This is a genomic window from Marinobacter alexandrii, assembly GCA_039984955.1.
Lineage (GTDB): Bacteria > Bacteroidota > Bacteroidia > Cytophagales > Cyclobacteriaceae > Ekhidna.
This window is the reverse complement of the sequence record JBDWTN010000007.1, coordinates 3,101,004-3,120,236: the sequence shown is the minus strand read 5'-3', so window position 1 is coordinate 3,120,236 and position 19,233 is coordinate 3,101,004. Positions and strand designations below refer to the sequence as shown.

Genomic DNA, 19,233 nt, shown 5'->3' with positions numbered 1-19,233 from the left:
TAGTGGATTTCTTACTAGTTCTCCAAAAGAGAACCAACATCCTTTAAATTCTCGATTTTGTTGTAGACCTCTTCAAAAACGATCGGAACATTAGCTAAATACTCATAACCTGGATTTTTAGCCAAAGTTTCATATTGGTCAAAATAAGATCTATGATACTCACAAATATTTTCAAATAATGGGTTTTCAGTAATCTTCGCAAGAGTCATTCTTCGATAGATTAACCCATTACTATTAAAGACATAAGAAGTCATGTCATCATTTAATTCAATTTTATCATTTATTAAATGATCTAGTTTTTTTAAATCCAGGAGTTCTTCCGACTTTGGGAGAATCTTGTTACATAGAATATATTCTACGGTTTCTTTAAAATCTTTAAATCCATTATCATTTATTGAAAAGGAAATCCAACCAGTCCCTTCATGATTGTAGCTTTGATTAATTAATTCCGGGAAACAGAACAGCGTAGTTAAATTAAAAGTGATATTCTCTTCGTTTTGTAAGCCTAACAATTTGGAATATTCCTCCCATGTTGTCTCTAGTTGATTTACTCTTCTACTTAACGATAATACTATCCTAAAACTATTTGTAAGTTCAAAAACATTTATTTGGGATGTTACTATACGATCAAAACCCCAGCTATAATTAATGCTTCTATGTTCATCTTTGAAGCCTAATTTCAAAGCTACTTCACTTACTACATTATCAACTCTTCTTTGAATTTTTGTTTTATCCATTATTGCATTATCAAATTAAGGCTTTGATCGGATGCTAATTTAGCGGCTCCATTGATAATAAATGAATTTCCAGCTTGTACTACTATAGTTCCATCAACATCAGAAATGTTTTGTGTAGCATCGACCGTCCTTGCAGTAGCTCTTCCTGAATTTGCGACTTGGTTTGCAATTTCTTGTTGTCCAGCGGTATATCTCACATCATCTAAGAACTTAACATCAATAAACCTAACATCACTAATTGACTGTCCTGCAACGCTTATGCTACCAAATAAAAGTATATCTGGTTCGGAATTTATCCCGTTCACTGCAATTTTAGGTTCGCTTACAACAAGCTTATATCCATTATCCTTATACGTCTTCAAAACAGGACCTACACCATCCGTAAACCTATCGAAGTTACCGCTACTCCATGCTGTTGTTAATTCATCTATTGCAACTTCATCCATTAACTTACCAATGTATTGACTTTTAGATCTGTCTAATGACACTGTTCTTAAGTTGAGTTTTAATTGAAGCGTTGTAACTTCAATATCTCCAACGTATTTTCCGAAATTTGTAGGCACATTGGAAGAACCTCTTTTCATGATCGCAGCTTTTGAGAATTTCGCATACCAAGTTTCTTCAATTTTGCGAAATTCTTCAAAAAGAGTCTGATTTTGCTTGAATTCATTGAGTATCCCATTGTATCTAGAATTCTTGAATACCTCATCCAATTTATTCAATGTTGAAGCATTCCAATTATCTAGACTATTCAGTATTGAGTTGGGTAATCCTTGACTTCTTAGAAGGTTCTTTAAAGAAGACAAAATATCAGCTTGGTTACTAATCCCTAAGATTCTTCTAAGCTGATCTCTGAACTTTATAATGTTATCCCAAGTTTGCTTTTGAACATCAGATAGGGCAGTGTATTGTGAGATTGAAAGATCCTTTATTTGATCAAGTTTAGTTGTTAATAAAGATCTTAATCCTCCTTGATTTTTAACATATGTAACAGTTTTTGAACCTAAACCTCGAGCGTATTTAGCACTTGCTTGACCTATATTTTTGATTCCAACCAAAAGCATTAAAGTGTTGTAAGCATCTACCGCCTTTCCTATATCGCCATCTCTTGGAAGATCCGATACTGTTACTACAATATTGCCAGCAGCTCCTATTACTTCGGCTATAGCAATTACTCTTCTGACCCAGTGAACTTTTGTTGCAATCGCTGCTCCTCCACTCAAAACAATTGTTGCCACGTCAAGTGTAATCATTACTCCTTTTTCTACTACATCATTAAATCTCTTTTGATCAATATATTTAAGGAAGATAGCAGGAACTATATAAACCTCCCCCTCCGATTGTATCCCATCTAGAGCTATTTTAACCAGATCAAGTTTTGGTTCAACTCGAATGAATACAGGTGACAATGGAGGAACATTTTCAGCTAGAACAACCTTATTCTCTTTTGTTGAGGTAGTTCCACCCCCGCCTGAAGCACCAAAACTTTTCGTTGTAATTACTTCATTAATTAACAGTGTACCGGTTGATGAACTATACTGACCTTCGAAATGTCTAGTAACTGTTTTACCGGTTATTGAAGTAGCAAAGCCTGAACCAGATATGGTGCTTGTGCTTTCAATTTGTATAGGCTCCAAGTTCAAAACCTGTTCAAAGAGTTTATAGTTTTCAGCAAAATCCAATTGACCAATTTGAGACTCGAACACTTTTACATTTTGCTGATACATATGCAACAAGCCACTTATAAATGAGGTATAATTGTTACCATCAAAAGGATTAATCGACTTGTCATGCATTTTGCTTTGCAGGTTTTTGATAAGCTTGTTGTCATTGTCCTGTAAAAAATCAAAAAAGTCTACATAGTCATCCGCCTTAATAGCACTCATTAGCCTAAGTATGGCTATTTCTTTGTATTCTTTTATCTCTTCCGAACCAGCTAGAATACCAAATGCAATAGTTATATGCTCATGTGATAATTTTCTAATGGAATTTTGGCACACATTAAGAATCAGTTCGACCAGATCTTTATCGGTGGTCGGGTTTTGAATCAATTGTGAAAGTCTATTTGCTTCTTCAGTCTGTTTAGCGGGATCTTTACAGAGATCGCTCAAATCTCTCTCTTTCAGACTCGCAATAAAATCATTCAAACACGATATATCTCTATTAAATAAGGGTTTCAAATTCCATACTCGACCTTCAGAAACTTTTGTCACTTCATTTTTTACATATTCATAAGTTTTCGATTCTGTAGGAGGTTGCCAGGAAATTTGAAGGTTTTGATAAAAACAGTTATCTCCATTACTACGAACAACTGTAGTAATTCCTGCTGATGATGAAGTTTCAACTGTGCCAGGATACCCCTGACCGGTCTTATTCTTGTAGGAGGTAAAAACCCCATTATTGAAATCAGCAGTATAGCTGTCTACTTTTTCTAGATTATCATTGTTCTTTCTGTATAAAGCGATTCCCCAAATCACATAGGGATTACTTTTAGTTATCATTGGAATCGCAATGTCGCTTGAACCAGCATTTATAGATTTTATATTTCTACCTGATGGATCAATTCCCATAAATACTTCTGGGTCCGGAGGTCTCGTATAATCTAACTCTTCAAAAGTTAATGTTGCTGTTTCCTCTATTCCTGCCTCATATCCAAACTCATCCTCCAAAATGGATCCTGGATAATTAACAATATTTATAACCTTATACTTCTGATCCTCATCCAGACCAACTGGCGCTCCTTTGGGTACACGTGACAGAAAAGTAGCTCTATCAATGTCCTGTGAATAATTCACTACAACAAAACTCCCTGGATTGGACGCCTGATAATTCGTGATTTCTTGCTCAAGCGCGGCAAACTGAGCTTCTGTATACGGTATTTTCGGGTTGATGTAATATGACTTTCCTTGTAAGTCTGGAATATTGCTATTTGGAACTATAGCTAAAGGCTGAAGATCGGAGAGTGCGACATCTTCACCAGCCAAACGAGAAAGGTTTTTATCTAAGTAGTCGGTAATGATAGCTTTCGCTTCCTCTTTGCCATCACCACTTAACAATGCGACAGTCATCTCCCCAAGCAGGGTTCCTACATTATCCAACATATCATTCAGAACAACATCTCTATCCTCCCCTTGACCACTAACTACATTTGTTACAAACCCTATGAGATTGGCCACCTTAGCCAGATCTACTTTGAGCTTTTTGCTTTTTCTTAAACTCTCAAGGGCTTTTTTCCTTCCAGGACCATCAGGGCCACCATTAAAAAATTGTTCCTCTGAAGCGGAGTATACACGTGGAGCATCCTGTTTAGGCTCTAACGTACCATCTCCTTCAGAAATAGGATAGTTTAATTTCTCCAGGTCACTTATACTAGCGACCGCTAGATCAAGCGAGTCTGCTTCCTTTTGCTTTAACTCTTCTTGCCTGGTAAGCTCCTCCTCTAACAAGGGTATTAATATCTCGAGAAGTAGGTCCTCCAGAATGTTTTTGAAGTCGAGATCCAATATGGAATCACTGATTCTAAGTGTCACATTCACCTCATCACTCCCAGCAGTCGCTTTGATGGCATAGTCCCCTGCTTTGTCAATGGGGAAGGTCAATGTATTTCCTTCAATAATTGCGCTATCTGCTTGCCCATCTTGAGGACTTATCAGCCACTCCACACCTTTATTTGGTGGTTCGAGCTCTTTGTTTAGCGCACTGAGTGTAACTGTGCCATTTTCTAATATCCCAGACTGAATTTCTTCTGTGTCTTTATAAAGCTTGTCTCTTGATTCTATCAGCAAGTTGGGAAGGTAATTTTCTGTCACTCTTTCACTCAGCGTTCCAATACCTGCAAGCATCGCATCCCGAATCTGGCGCCCAGCATCGTTTCGTTTCTCCGCTGCGGTTACTAAGGAGGCTAAAAAGGGATTCGTATCATTGGTACGGTCAAGCTTATATTTAGACCCTTTAATCTCTTCACTATAGGTTACCGTGGTTTTTATGGTATAGCCATTCTCATTATCTCCTTTGAGTGTATTGGTTACGATAATATATGGCTTAGTTGGATCTTCAATTTTTGCTTTCAAGGAATTATTGAAGTGGTTTAAGACCACTTCAAATCGATCTTCACCACTAACATCTAGCTGACCCACAAAATAAATTCGAATCCCTGTTTGCCTAAAGAATTCCTGAGCATATAAGCTCATCTGACTATCGCTAAAATTCGCTAGAACTTCTTGTAGGATCGGGTTTTGAGCGTAATCCTTCAAAAAACTATTAAAGATGTTATCTATTTGAGCTGCATTTTCTCCTGAGCGATGGATATGTGACAACACTACCCAGTCGGTGAAGCGGGAAAAAAATTTCTTCGTATCCTTTTGTGCTTCTTCGTTCGCTTTGGAAAAATCTTGAGCAACTACTTCCATGGATTGGAAGGCAATTCCAATGAACACCACAACGCAGGTGAACCATTTCAAGAAATCATGTTTGATACTCACTTTAGTAAAATTCTGGATATTGATATGCTTAATACTTGTAAATAAGATCATCCGACTAAATTCAAGATTGATAATAAAAGGATTCTCTCTATCCATAAGAGCTGTTTTCTCACATTGCTCAAAATTGTTTTTACCCTAAATCGAACATATTTCAAAGCTTTTTTAGTCTTCATTTTTGGCTTGAACCAAAAACGAAGCAAAAAATTCAAGAAAGTTTGAAAGCTATCGACCCTCATGCCTACGCTGGCCCGCCAAACTTTCTCTCCTACCCACCTGAGCGAAGAGTTATCGCACAATTTTCTTTTATAATGATATCTATGACTTCTACTCATTCTACTAGATTTCTTTACTAAAGCTTGCTTTGATATCCTTTTTAAAGAACAGTACCTTGACGTACCCACGGAGGCTTCCCTCCAGCATGGTTGGTTTCGGAATGAAATAGAGTATCATGTCTCCTTTCAAGTTGATATCAACCAGAACAGTGGTCTTCCATTTTTTCTTCCAGATCTTTTTATGCTCCATGATCAGTTTGATCCAGAGGTCTGCCCAGATCCCCAAGCGAGCAAGCGCGAACTTTGGATTGTATTGTACAGCGGCTAGTATACCAAAGGCCAAGCCCGCATCTACCCCAAATCGAACTTTCCAGATCGCAATAGGGAGTGTTGGAGTCTTGGCTTGTATGGACCACTGTACTCCCAGCCCCAATTCTGCTTCGTTTTGATTCACATCCAGCCATCCAGTAGGTGACCACCCCACGCATCCCGGCACAAACATCAAGCGATCATCTCTAGATCCTAGCGCTACACGCCATGCTCCTGGCTTGACATCCACCAGAATACTTCCTTCTGCACAAAGCGTTCCTGGTTTATTCAAGATAACCTTTGCATATCCAAAGAAGTGCTTTTCAGCAGAGTTATATCTTATCTCAATGAAGCCTTGAATAACTGCACTTTCATCAATTTCAGTCACTTTAGGAGCTGAATTTTGCATCTGCAAGTTTCCATCGAATGCCAGCGTGTAATCTCCGTTTTCTTTGGTATTGATCTCTCCTGCTACCGCCAATCTTAGCTTTTTCCCTCCTTGGGTATCAAAGAATATCACATTCATGTAAGCACCAAACCTCATATCGGGATCAGGGGCTATCCCTCCATTTTCTGTCTCAGACATGTGGTGATACACCCGTCCTGAAACGCCTACTAGATTGGCGATTCCCATGTTTACCGGTCTGGCTAAAGCCTTTGCCTCTTTTGCAATTGGCTCACCTAGTTTATATGGTTGGTCATTTTTACCACCTCTTATTTCTACAAACCAGTAGGAATTGTCACCAATTCGCCCGTTGATGTAAGTGGCGCTAAGCACAAAAGGCTTAGGTACCTTCACATTCATGGCAATATCTCCACTCCACACATTTCCGTATGTAGGGTCTCCTGGAGTATAGCTTATGTAGCCTTCCAGATCTACAACCGGTGTTCGCATCTTCAGTGGTAATGGATCTACGGGAAGTGCATCTTTGATGGCTCCTGCATAGTCTCCGTCTGCGAGTTTTGTTCCTATACCTGCAAAATCGATAGGATTTTCTCCTCCCAAGAATGGAGGAAGGCCTGCTTCTTCCAGATATTCCTGAGCTAAATCACTTACCACATCTTTAGCTAGATCTTCAAGCGCTTTTAGGACTATATCTTTTGCCTTGCCGCTTATTTCAGCGGCTACTCCTGACATATCTATGCCTTGAATAAAGTCAGAGGCTAGCCCCTCAATGGTGGATGCCAGGCTTTCGGGGCTGATAAAATTGGCTACATCCTCTGTTGTCTCAGTAGCCAGATCTTTCAGCCCATTTGCATAGTTACTTGCAATGTCACCGCCGTTAGCCTGCCCCTTCAGCACATCGTAAATAGCGTCCGTGCTATTGTCAATAATGTAATCATAGACCCGCTGCATGAACCTATCCACAATCAACGCTTTAATCGGATCCGTCAGGTTTACTTTCACCGTCTTATCAAGGGATCCAACGATTTCACTTTTGAGGGCCTGTTTGGTAGCTAACCCGATTTCGTTGATGATGGGGGTTACATCTATTTTTTTATTTTGTAGAGATGAGGCCAGGTTTTGAGTCACCTGATCTACTAGGTTATCAATCGTTCGATTTATGAAATCTTTTGCTTTGTCTTTTTCTCCAGTGATGGCATCTTCAATTTTCTTGTTGAGGTTGCCCATCGCACTGTCTAATGGAGCGAGGTAGTGCGTAGCTAAAACGGTAACAAATCCTTCGACTATTGGGTAAAGTCTGTCACGTTCCTCCTGAGAAATTTCTTCTCCTGTTTCAAAAGACTTTACAATATCATCTGGCGGAAGAACTGTAGAATTGGAAGCTAAGCTCTCTTTGAGATTCTCCGCTTGCGTCTGAAGCTCTTTGGAGCCTTCGTTGAGCTTGGCCAATAGGCTTTCTTCATATTCCTCTATCTCAGCTTCTACTTGAGCAACAGCATCGTCATACGAGGGGCCCTCATCGGGCATATCTGAAATTCCACCGTTTGCACTTTCTGGTACAAACTCATTTTCAACACTGCTATATACATTTACTGTTGGTTCTGCATCTGGTCCACTCACGTCCTCTCCAAGAACGATATCGGCAGTCGTGGCAAAGAAGTACCTTCCATCAAAGCTTCCCGCTCCTATTACATCTATTGTAACCGGATACTCTTGTGCACTCATGAGTGCATTTTTTCGCTCCTCAAGAGCTACAGTACCATTTTTTGCTGTAAAGCCTACTGAGTAATCACCCCAAACTTTGAAGTCGCGAAGTTTTGTAAGCTTCACTCCCATCCCAGGCCAATCCATGTCTATGTTCATGGTGATTCGCTCATTTCCAGAGAGGACTGCCCGATTAATCTTTACATATATTTCTTGCTCAAGTGAACCTTTATTGAAATAAAAGTCATATCCTTCAACATCAACCAGGAATCCTTTTTCGTAACCAAGATTGGTAATAGGGATTTCATATCCAAAACGCCTATCGGTGCTAATAAACGGAATCAGAAAATCCCCTTTAAAATTACTTTTGGTATTTACAACGTTGTTTTCGACCAGCAGGTCAAGAGATCTTGGATTGGAAGGGAATGTTTGAAAGTTCAGTGCATCTTCAATATCTCCATAAGAAGTATTTAGATGCATAGAGAGCCCTTCATTAGTGATGTAAGCGTATCTAGACTCTCCATCTTGTGTATATGAATTCTGAAAAGGGGTGTCAAAATTTAGCTGCCCTTTATGGTCAGCAGACCTTTCATAGGTGAATGAATAATCAACAAGGTCTATCCCCTTCCATTCTAGATTAGACTGATGAATACCAGGAGAAGTTTTCTCAGAAAAATCAATAACATAATTTGATGTTTTTAACCAGTATAGCGTGTTTTGAACAGGCTGAATAGCATTAACAAAAGATTCAGACTTACCTTCAAAATAATATAGGTCAGCAACATTGTCGAAACGAAATGAAGCTCTGGTATCTTCTAATCTTCTAACAATATCCGGAACAAATACATCTCCGTCCAGCTCAAATCTGAATCTATCGTCATTTATATATACCAGTGATGTCTTATATAGATCAATGGTAAAATCATAGGGGTCAAGTAAATCAAAACGATTATCGTTCTCTGGTAGTCCAACTACTGTATTGATCTTGAAATTGTTGAAATTAGCCCATTGTTCGACCGATCTTACGATAGGCTTCTCCGTTGAAAGCGTAGCAAAGGGTAAATCCCATGTGAACGTACCAAATGCAAACAATCCTTCTTTGGTGAGTTTATATTTTTGCGTGTTGAACGTAGCATTTTGATTATCCTCATAGTCGGGACTTAATGTAACAATTTTACTGTCATCAATTTCTATTGTCCCGCCATCCAATAACCAGTATCCTCCATTATCAATTAAGGATATGTTTTCAAACTTCAGGCTAGTCCAGGTATCAGGATCCGGTGATAAACGCACTTCACCACCACCAGAAATATTTGTTATGTCAGTCCCGTTGATAAAATCGACTCTCACGCGATGGTTTCCTGCATAAAAGAACTCTACCAGACTGGGACCGTTCATGAGCCCTATTTCACTTTCAGCGACTACTTGTTCACCTGTTAGGGCAGAGACTTTCCAAGCGTATTTTTGGGACTTGTCAAGGTTGGGTAAACTCAAGGAACTACCGAAGCTACCAAACGAAGTGGGTTTTTGAAATTCAAACCAGGGCTGGTTTCTGGAAATAGCATCTTCCGGGGTTTGCCCTTCGTTCATTTCCATTATTTTCACCAAGTATGCTACAGACTGATCAGGACGCTTATTGCTAGGGGCTCCCCAGCTTATGTAAGGTTGCTGTTCGCTTTTAAAACCACCATCATATTCTGGCCATTCGAGTTCTATAGTCCCTCCTTCAGGCCATCCATAGCTAAAATGGCAAAACTCGCTATTGCCCCCATTCTTATAAGAATCTCTCCCATCTGGAGATTTGGCCCTAATCTGATATACATAGGTTTTACCCAAATCTAATAGTGGCTCTGCTGGTCCATAAATAAATGTAGGAGAAGTAAGGTCTCTGGTTTGAAATACCTGCAGCGCTTGTCCATTAGGAACTGCGACAAATGGATTAGCTGTTGGATCCGTAAGTTGCCAAATCGTCAGATCATAAGTGGTACCCATTTCTGCATTGGGGCTCGTTGTATTAAACTGCTGCCATTGTATCGGAAATGAGGTAAGCTTTGGGTCTAAAACAGTTCCGCAAAAGGGAGAAACTATTCTAGGAGGATCATTTAATTGTATCCATGCAGTTGCACACGTTTCTCTCGATAATGGATCACCAGTCTCATAATCTAAAACTTCAATACAAAAAGAATATAACCCCTCGGGCAATCGACCTGTCTGGCGAACCAAGTTTGCCGCAGATCCCGAAATGTTAATGTTACCAAAATCAAAATATTCGGTCCAATCTGTAGAAGCAAACTGTGTCAAAATACCCGGCTGAACTACAATTGGATCTATTGGCGTAAATCCAGGTTTGGTTGAAATACGAACATCTGTACTTTCAATGGTCAGCCTTAATTTAAAAGTCCAAGAAGGCTCGTTAAAATCATTAAATACAATATTCCCAACCAACTGATTTAATGAAGGATCCGTATAATCCTCCAAGAAAAGAGAATAGGGGGAGTTAAGTATAGGAGATACATTAGCCGGGAACCTATCAACTTGTGCGTCCAAGAAATGAGTGAATATCAAAAAAGTGAAGCATGTCAGGCTTTTTATGATTGATTTGATATAGTTGGTCTTTTTACTCATCTATCTTTTAATTATAGCCTAAAAGCGTAATTGACATTCCCTCTAACTTCTTTGATATTGGTACTAGTCTCCTCTTGGACTGTACTTCTATTCGTGTAGAAAGTACTCAGAGAAATACTATGGCGTTTTCCAAGTGAACTAGATGCTGTTAAACGTACGGTAGCAATCCTATTTTGAAGGTCACTGTTCAAATAACTATTGAACAGGTTTAAAGCCAGGTTTGTCTGAATTCTATTATCTCGTAAACTTCTTCCAAGCCCTACTCCGGGACCAATGGAAGTAGTTTCAGAATCCATGGTTACGTTATTGTTATAGTTTGCATTAACATTCAATCTCCACACTGTATTTATCACGGTAGAATAGCCTGCGTTAGCATTGGCAAACACACTTTCATTGTTATCGCTATCGGTAGCATCCTGTAATGAAAATGTGGCGAAAACGCTACTTTGTTTGTTTGCTCCGATTGTGTAGTTAGTCGTCAAAGTACCATTTCTTGTAACCTGAAAAAACTCCAAGGAATCTGAGAGCAGATTATCTTGAATTAATGTTTGACTCGTCCCTGTGCTGAAATTTGAAAATGATACCGATGTATTTAGGCGCTCACTTACTGCCACACTGGCTGATGACGAAAAAATAAGTCGGGTAACTTCAGCAGCTAGTTGGTTATCAAGATTATTTTTTTGGAATCCAAGGTTAGACGAAAGTGATACTCTACCCTTAAATAAGGGCAAGGCTATTCCACCTGAAATATCCTGTAAATCATTATTTAAAAAGGATGATCCATGTGTAGAATAACCAGGATCTATTCTCCTGTAGGCAAGGTTCAGTTGGAACAAATTTCCATTAAAAGTCAATTTTGAAGAGAGTGCATTACTAAAAGAAGAACTTTGATTAACTGTAAAAAGGGTGCCTAGATTATTTCTAAAACTGAATTCATTCTCCACTGTCTCTATGGCTGTTTTATCCCTTGTAAGCATGCTATGCGCATAATCTATTTCAAAAGTGAAAACCTTTAAAAATTTAAATGTCGAAACCAATCCGATGACCAAGTTTTCTTCTGGCTTAACGCCTATGCTATCTGGTACAGAGATTGAATTTTCATCATCCGATGACTTAAAAATGATCAGGTGAGCAGCAATATCACCCTCTTCATATCCTGCTTTTACGCTGTATGCTGCCCTACGATATGTAGGTTCAGCAAACACCAGCCCATCTCTTGCAAAACGCTCTACTGGCTTAGCTAATCTCCCATACATTGCACTTACTCTCCAAGGATAGTCTTTTGGCTGGAACTCCAGACCCGCACCAAAAAACATCGTACCTGCTAAGGTGAATTGCGAAAAACTCATGCTGCGATGACCCAGGTGAGCAGTCAAACTTTTATATGTTGGACTCAATCCAAACCTATTAAATGGTTGTGGTTGATTGAAGTTTTTTTGTTGTTGACTAAACGTGGCAGAGAAAGGGACTTGAACAATATTCAAGAAATTAAAATTGAGATTGGCGTTAAGCTGCCAGAAGTATGGGTCACGCTGATTTTGCATTCCCACAGCACTATAGAAGGTGTTATTTAATGAGATCCCTCCGCTGTAAGTCACAAACTTTTGATCCTTAATTGTTTCAAGGTCTTGAGCTACTAGACAGTAGTTTACTGCTAATATTAATGAACAATATGTAAGAATATTCTTCATTTAAAAATCACCAAATTGAATTCACATTAGGTTTCATCACTTTTATATAATTATTCATCCAACAATATCTCTACCCTCCGATTGAATTTTCTATTGACAGCTGCGTCTCCTTGTGACAAGGCAGCCGTACTACCTTCTACTTCTGTAGCGATTCGTTCTTCTGACACATTTCTTCTTACCAGATAATTTTTCACCTCCTGAACACGTTTTTCAGATAATTTTAAAGCTGGCAATGGGTTCCCTGACGCATCAGCATGTCCCACTAATTTGAGTTTAACGGACTCATTTATTACCAACCATTGGACAAGTTCATCCAGCTTCCTACTGTAAATGGGGTCGATTTTATGCTTTCCAGCACCAAATAAAATATTTCTACTTTTAATGATACTTGGAATGTATCCTTCGGATGATATATTGTAGCGCTCCAAAATCGCTTCCTGTTCATCCGTTATTCCATCATTGCTTTCAATGGGTCTTCCATTTAACGACTCTCCCACCCCTTGAAAATCAATACTTAGGGCATTAATCTCCTCCTGTTGAAATTTATTGATCTCATTGATTGAATCCAGTTTCGCTTGAAGGATCACATATTGTGAGTCACTTAACTTATTGATTGAATCTAATTTAGCATCAATTTCATCATTTTTCCGTCTCAATTTTTTGATTCCTTCCCTGTCCTTTTGCTCTGCAATACCTCCACTCACGCCATCGCCAAACAGCGATTTACCAAAATTCCATCCAACCGCGAGTTCATGCGTGGGGCCTCCGATTCGATCCAAACCTGTTGTTGACAATTCATAAGTATATCCTACTCTTAGGTTGTCAAAAACGTTAAAACCTAGTGAATAGGCCCATCCTATCTGGTCTCTGTAAGCAGCACCCAGCCATAGAATATCTTTATATTTCCCGTACAAGCTTGCGTCATATTGACTTGGAAGACCTTGAGCAACTCTTCCAATCAAAATTGGTTCAACACCAAAATTTTCATTGATTTTTATATCATAATTGAGGATTGCTGTATAATGTCTAATCAATGCAAAACTCAATGAACCGAACGTAGCTGGATCTTCATAAGTCAATTCACTTTGTAGTAATTGATCTGCAACAATTCCTAAACCCAACCCACCTTTCCATCTATATTGCAGGCCTGAATTCAACTCGAAAACAGGTTTTTGATCTATACTAGAAAAAAGGTTTGGATCGGAAAAATCTTGCGCTATTACTTTATCAAAATCAACTCTATTCTGGATAAGCATGAATGTCATTCCAAACGATAACTCGTGATCTTTGGCAAGTTTGAGGATATATGATGAGGTGATCCCCAAATTTGTACGATTAATAAAATTAGTGACGTCATTGAGAAAGGTTATCCCTAAACCAACAGGATGTCTTTTCAACTTTCCATCCAAAGTGAAAGCATAAGTTTCAGGAGACCCATCTATGTTAATCCATTGATTTCTATACTGAAGAAAAGCTTGGGTATCACCTGTACCTGCTGCTGCAGGATTAAGTAAGAAGGGATTCATATAGTATTGACTAAACCCAGCTGTTTGCTGTGCATTCCCAACTAAAAATGAAAATGCAATACAGGCAATAGTTATATGTATTATCAGGCGTTTCATTATCTATTTCTTAAAAGAGTTAGAGCTCCGCTGTAGTTTATGTCTGTACCAGGGAATGTAATTAGGTAATAGTATGTCCCATCTGGAAGTATATCCGTTCCTCTGGTTCCCTCCCAGTTATTTTGATAATCATTATCTTCAAATACCAATACTCCATATCTATCGTATACTTTTACTTGAACTTGATCAAAAGCGTCAACATTAGGAATGACCCATTGATCATTTTGACCATTTCCATCTGGTGTAAATACATTCGTAGCTACAACCTGAAAATCTTCTCTCAAGCTCACCATTACCTGGTCCGTGCTTTGACAACCATTATCATCAGTCACGGTAACTGTATACACTGTATTTTCCAATGGCCTTGCAATAGGGTTTGCCACGGTAGAATTATCCAAATTCGTAATTGGACTCCACTGATATGATACTCCACCAGTTGCTTGTAGTTGGACGGAAGCGCCTCTGCTGATCGTTGTATCTTGACCAGCATCTGCTTCTGGCAGATCGAAAACTATGACTAATTTACTAGTAGCGTCAACACAGCCTTCAGATGAAGTAATAGTTAAATCTACAGCATAGTTGCCCGGTAATGAGTACGTATGAGTCGGGTTTTGAGCGATGGAAGTCGCCCCATCTCCAAAATTCCATTGAAAGGTACTGGTCGAGCTATTATCTATTGATTTGTTTGTAAAGACAGTGGGCTCCCCCACACATACATCAGTCGCATCAAAATCTGCTACCGGCAATTCATTTACAATAGCTTGTTTCGTCATTGAATTCGTACAGCCATTAGATGAAACGATGGTCAGCGTTACATTGTAAGTTCCAGGACTTAAATACTGTTTTACAGGATTTTCAGATGTTGAATTAGTCAAATCTCCAAAATCCCATAAGTATGATTCTATTACTCCAGTTGACTGGTCAGTGAATTCTGAAGTGAACCCAAAACAAACATCAGCAATAGTAAAATCAGCAACTGGTATTTCATAAATCTCGATGGTATTGGAGATCATGGTCTGACAATTATCCCCAGTTGTTACCGTGAGTGAAACTGTATAGGTACCAAACTCTTCGAATACATGTGCTGGCTCTCTTTCGGTAGAGTTATTCCCATCACCAAAATCCCACATATAGGAAAGAGATCCTATACTCTCATCAGTTAGGTTTGTAAACTGCACCTCATTGAGTTCACAGCTATTGTCAAAGAAGAATACAGGCGTTGGGTTTTCATATATATCTACCCTTCTCTCAGAAGTTCTTGTACAGCCATCAGATGAGGTTACTAGTAAATTGACTATGTAAGAGCCTGGAGATTCGTACAAATGGTTTGGCTCGAAAAAAGTTGACGTATTACCATCTCCAAAATTCCATAAAAAATCAACACCGGTACCAATGGACGTATTATCAAAAACGACTTCTTCCCCAAAACAAACTGAAGTAAATCCAAAATCAGAAGTAAGCTCCTGAAAAATCTCCACCTCTTTAGTCACTATTGTAAAGCATCCACCAGAGTTGTTACGAGCTTCCAATGTAACCGTATAAGTACCTTGTGTGGCATATTCATGTGTGGGGTCAATTTCATTGTTAGTAGCACTACCATCTCCAAAATCCCAGATATAGGTCAGATTACCTTCTGATACGGTACTTTCATTCAGAAACTCAACGACGTTTCCCTCACACGTTCCACCGAAAAAAAAATCTGGAACTGGTTTGCCTGTAATTGTAACTTGCTGTATAATTTGATCTTCACATCCATTTGTTGATACAGCTGTTAAGGAAACATCATATACTCCAGGTTCATCATAAGAATGACTCCCTATTTCCGAAGTAGATCCACTACCATCTCCAAAATCCCACACATAAGAAGCAATGGATTGACCAGCTGCAATGGTGGTCGTATTTGGTAGCTCCACCACAACTCCTTCGCAACCGTCTGAAACAGCAAAGGCCACATTTGGAATATCGAAATTAGCTTCTGGGTGATCCCAGATCACTACATCTCCTTCATAAAATGCAACACATCCATTACTTGTAGTAGCCGTTAATCTTACCGTATAGGCTCCAACTGAACCATAGGTATAACTTGGGTTCTCATCTGTAGAGACATCTGTTATCACCATGGGATCTCCAAAGTCCCATGCATAGGTATATGTATCGCCCTCTGTATTCGTCAAATTACTGAACGCAACACTGTTCAGTAAGCAATTGTCCTCTACAAAAAATACAGGTATTGGGTCTGCATAAATATCTACTCTCTCCTCTGAAATTCGAGTGCAGCCATCATTAGAGGTGACTAGCAAAGTGGTAATGTAGGAGCCCGGGGAAGCATACGTATGACTCGGCTCAAATTGTGTTGAGGTATTACCATCTCCAAAATTCCAAAGAAACGAAAGTCCTGTTCCAATGGATGTGTTATCAAACGTAACCGCATCACCCAAACACTCAGGATCGACAGTAAAGGATGATGTCAAATCTTGAAAAATCTCTACATTCTTTTGTATAACCGCCTCGCAACCTGCTGGCACATTATGCCGCACGGTAAGTGTAACTGTATATATACCCTGAGATGCATAGGTATGAGTCGGGCTGACCAAATTGCTTGTGGTTGATGGGGGACCATCCCCAAAGTCCCAAGTGTAATTCAGGCTTCCTCCTCCAAGTACCGTACTCTCGTTAGTAAATGTGATCTCGTTTCCATCGCAAGCACCATCAAACGAAAAGTCTGGCGCAGGGTCATCATAAATCGTTATTTGTTGGATCAGCTCATCTTCACATCCACTATATGAAATCGTGGTGAGCTTAACATCGAAAACACCCGGTTCTAAATAGGTATGTGTTGTTGTTGCTCCTATTGAACTACCTCCATCTCCAAAGTCCCATGTGTATGTCTCTATGGTGTTGCCAGCAGCAATCGTTGACGTACTTGTAAACGTATTCTCCTCTCCTTTGCACCCATCTACAAAAGTGAAATTTGTAGATGGATGTGGGGAAATAACCACATCTTGTTGGTAGGTCGCACTACACATGGTACTCGTAGTGGCTGTAAGTGTCACTGTGTAAGTACCTGTAGAACCATAGGTATAACTTGGGTTCTCATCTGTGGAGACATCTGTCATAACTAAAGGGTCTCCAAAATCCCATGCATAAGTATATGTGTCACCTTCCGTGTTCGTCAAATTACTGAACGCAACACTGTTAAGTAAACAATTGTCTTCTACAAAGAAGGTTGGTACCGGATCGTCATAGATATCAACACGTCTCTCAGACTTGTCCTTACAACCATCATCTGATGTGACTTCAAGCGATACTATATATGATCCTGAAGATGCATAAGTATGTGTAGTATTGAAATCTATAGAAGTATTACCATCACCAAAGTTCCATTCAGCACTTAGGTTAACTCCAGTGGAATTATTGGTAAAAGTTGTAGCGCTTCCTAAACATATAGCGGGTGCAGTAAAACTAGAAACAGGATTGGGGTGTATCGTTACTGTCTGCATTGTTTGTGTATCACACATTCCGTCCGTACTTGTGACAGTAAGAACCACATCGTAATCACCAGGAGTATCATAGATATGGGAAGGATTTGCTAGGGTGCTCCCATCCCCATCATCAAAATCCCAACTATAGGTCAAGTTACCAGTGGTAATGGTACTCGTATTGTTAAATTGAATGGCTTCTTGGTCGCAAACACTTTCAAATGTGAAACCTGCTACTGGCTCTTCATAAATGGTAATCTCCTTGGTTATAGAGTTGCTGCAGTTGGAGGTCGATACAACAGTGAATGTAACTTCATAAGTACCTGCTTCAGTAAAATCTCTACTCCCATTCATTCCTGAAGAGCCAAAACCATCTCCATAATCCCAGTCAGATGATAGTATGGAACCACTAGCCGATCCAGTAAATGTTTGGGTAGTACCTGAACAATTATCTGTTAGATCAATATCAAAGTCGACTACAGGTGCCGACTGAATGACAATATCTGTTTCAAATTCATCGAATTCACCTTCAGAATCAAGCACAGTAAGTCTTACTGTATAAGTATTTGGAAGGTCATACGTATGTGTTGGATTTTCTTCACTTGATTCCTCTCCATCACCAAACTGCCAACGATAAAGAATAATTTGTCCAACTGTTGTTGAGGATGTATTTGTAAACGTAACTGGAGTGAATTGACATAAAGGGCTACCTACCGCAAAGGAGGCAGTAGGCACTTCTTCACATGTTTCATTAGCTAACAAATTCACCACGCATGAAATCAACAATACGGTAATTAGCCGCCTTAAAAAGCCAATTCTCATTCAACAATCATTTTACTTGTCTTATAATAATTATCACCTTCTAGTTTTAGAATGTAGACACCCTTTTCAATATCATTTAGTTGGACAGATCTTCCAGCAATTGGGTATTTACCGATGAGTCGTCCACCTAATGAAAAAAGGATTAAAAAATTAACATTTGAAGGAATCCCTTCAAAATAGATAAGACCTTCATTGGCAGGATTGGGGTAAAAATTAACTGTCCGTAATCCTTCGTTGACCTCCAAAACGATTTCATTTTTTTCTAAAATCATTTCTGGAAGATTTTCAACGATGTAATTCCTCATTTTTTCAATTTGCCCCTTTGTAAAAAAAAGTAGGCAGTGATCAAGTGACGTATTCATGAAATTTTGAGTCATATCTCTACTCCCACAGCTTATGGATTCAAGGTCACAGCCTAAAATCTCATCGAATTGGGTAGGTGTATCATTAACGCCATCATCAGAATCACAACCTCCTATGCCCCACAAATGCTTTAAGGAAAAAAAATGCCCAACTTCGTGCGTAAGTGTTCTCCCAAGATCATGAGGAGATTCTGCTGTGCCATTTGTTCCAAAATTTTTAAAATCTATTGCTATCCCTTTTTGATCATAAAACCCCAATAGCCCCTCACTTAAATTAGCGACCCAGACATTTAAAATTCGGTTTTCCTCAATTGGGTTCGAACCTCCTTTTGATGATTCGAATAAGTCTGAATTGAAAAAAACCTTTTTATCAGATTCCACCCTAATGATTGGATCTACAGGGAAGTCTATGATTTTATTGGCGTAAACAAACTCTATCCCACCATCCCCAATTGACGCTTTGAAATCATCGCCCACTCCTAGGAGGTCTATGTTTCTTGATCTAAAATCATCGTTTAACGAAACTATTTGCGATAAAATCTGCTCATCTGATATGTTTTCTTCGTCTACACTATAAACAATATGAAATACGACAGGTATAAAAATAAGATCCTCTCTTTCTACTGCTGCATAGGCAAACTGAGTTCCAAACACTAACAGCCAGATAGCGAACAAAACATTATTTCGAATGTGATTTTTTAAAGTCCTCTCGCTCATAAAAAG

At 39.1% G+C, this 19,233-nt stretch carries 7 protein-coding genes; all 7 read right to left on the bottom strand.

Features of this window, described 5'->3' with window-relative positions:
- Positions 1–14: 14 nt before the first annotated feature.
- On the bottom strand, positions 15–737 hold the full coding sequence (locus ABJQ32_20125) for a hypothetical protein (GenBank protein MEP5291975.1): 723 nt from the start codon (positions 735–737) through the stop codon (positions 15–17).
- Complete coding sequence (locus ABJQ32_20120; protein ID MEP5291974.1) at positions 737–5,314, bottom strand: hypothetical protein; 4,578 nt, start codon at positions 5,312–5,314, stop codon at positions 737–739. Before ABJQ32_20120 ends, ABJQ32_20125 begins: the two co-directional genes overlap by 1 nt.
- A 240-nt stretch (positions 5,315–5,554) precedes the next feature.
- On the bottom strand, positions 5,555–10,534 hold the full coding sequence (locus tag ABJQ32_20115; protein MEP5291973.1) for a hypothetical protein: 4,980 nt from the start codon (positions 10,532–10,534) through the stop codon (positions 5,555–5,557).
- A gap of 11 nt (positions 10,535–10,545) precedes the next feature.
- Complete coding sequence (locus ABJQ32_20110; protein ID MEP5291972.1) at positions 10,546–12,225, bottom strand: hypothetical protein; 1,680 nt, start codon at positions 12,223–12,225, stop codon at positions 10,546–10,548.
- Positions 12,226–12,275: 50 nt separating this feature from the next.
- The gene (locus ABJQ32_20105) at positions 12,276–13,847 is read right to left on the bottom strand and encodes a PorP/SprF family type IX secretion system membrane protein (protein MEP5291971.1); all 1,572 of its coding nucleotides are present in this window, start codon (positions 13,845–13,847) and stop codon (positions 12,276–12,278) included.
- On the bottom strand, positions 13,847–18,148 hold the full coding sequence (locus ABJQ32_20100; GenBank protein MEP5291970.1) for a PKD domain-containing protein: 4,302 nt from the start codon (positions 18,146–18,148) through the stop codon (positions 13,847–13,849). The genes ABJQ32_20105 and ABJQ32_20100 overlap by 1 nt, the downstream gene beginning before the upstream one ends.
- Positions 18,145–19,227 (bottom strand): zinc-dependent metalloprotease, encoded by a 1,083-nt coding sequence (locus ABJQ32_20095; GenBank protein ID MEP5291969.1) that lies wholly within the window; start codon positions 19,225–19,227, stop codon positions 18,145–18,147. Before ABJQ32_20095 ends, ABJQ32_20100 begins: the two co-directional genes overlap by 4 nt.
- Positions 19,228–19,233 lie beyond the last annotated feature (6 nt).

Coding starts and splice junctions, on each gene's coding strand:
- ABJQ32_20125 (MEP5291975.1), bottom strand. CDS start 737: ATGGATAAAACAAAAATTCAAAGAAGAGTTGATAATGTAGTAAGTGAA.
- ABJQ32_20095 (MEP5291969.1), bottom strand. CDS start 19,227: ATGAGCGAGAGGACTTTAAAAAATCACATTCGAAATAATGTTTTGTTC.
- ABJQ32_20105 (MEP5291971.1), bottom strand. CDS start 13,847: ATGAAACGCCTGATAATACATATAACTATTGCCTGTATTGCATTTTCA.
- ABJQ32_20115 (MEP5291973.1), bottom strand. CDS start 10,534: ATGAGTAAAAAGACCAACTATATCAAATCAATCATAAAAAGCCTGACA.
- ABJQ32_20100 (MEP5291970.1), bottom strand. CDS start 18,148: ATGAGAATTGGCTTTTTAAGGCGGCTAATTACCGTATTGTTGATTTCA.
- ABJQ32_20110 (MEP5291972.1), bottom strand. CDS start 12,225: ATGAAGAATATTCTTACATATTGTTCATTAATATTAGCAGTAAACTAC.
- ABJQ32_20120 (MEP5291974.1), bottom strand. CDS start 5,314: ATGGATAGAGAGAATCCTTTTATTATCAATCTTGAATTTAGTCGGATG.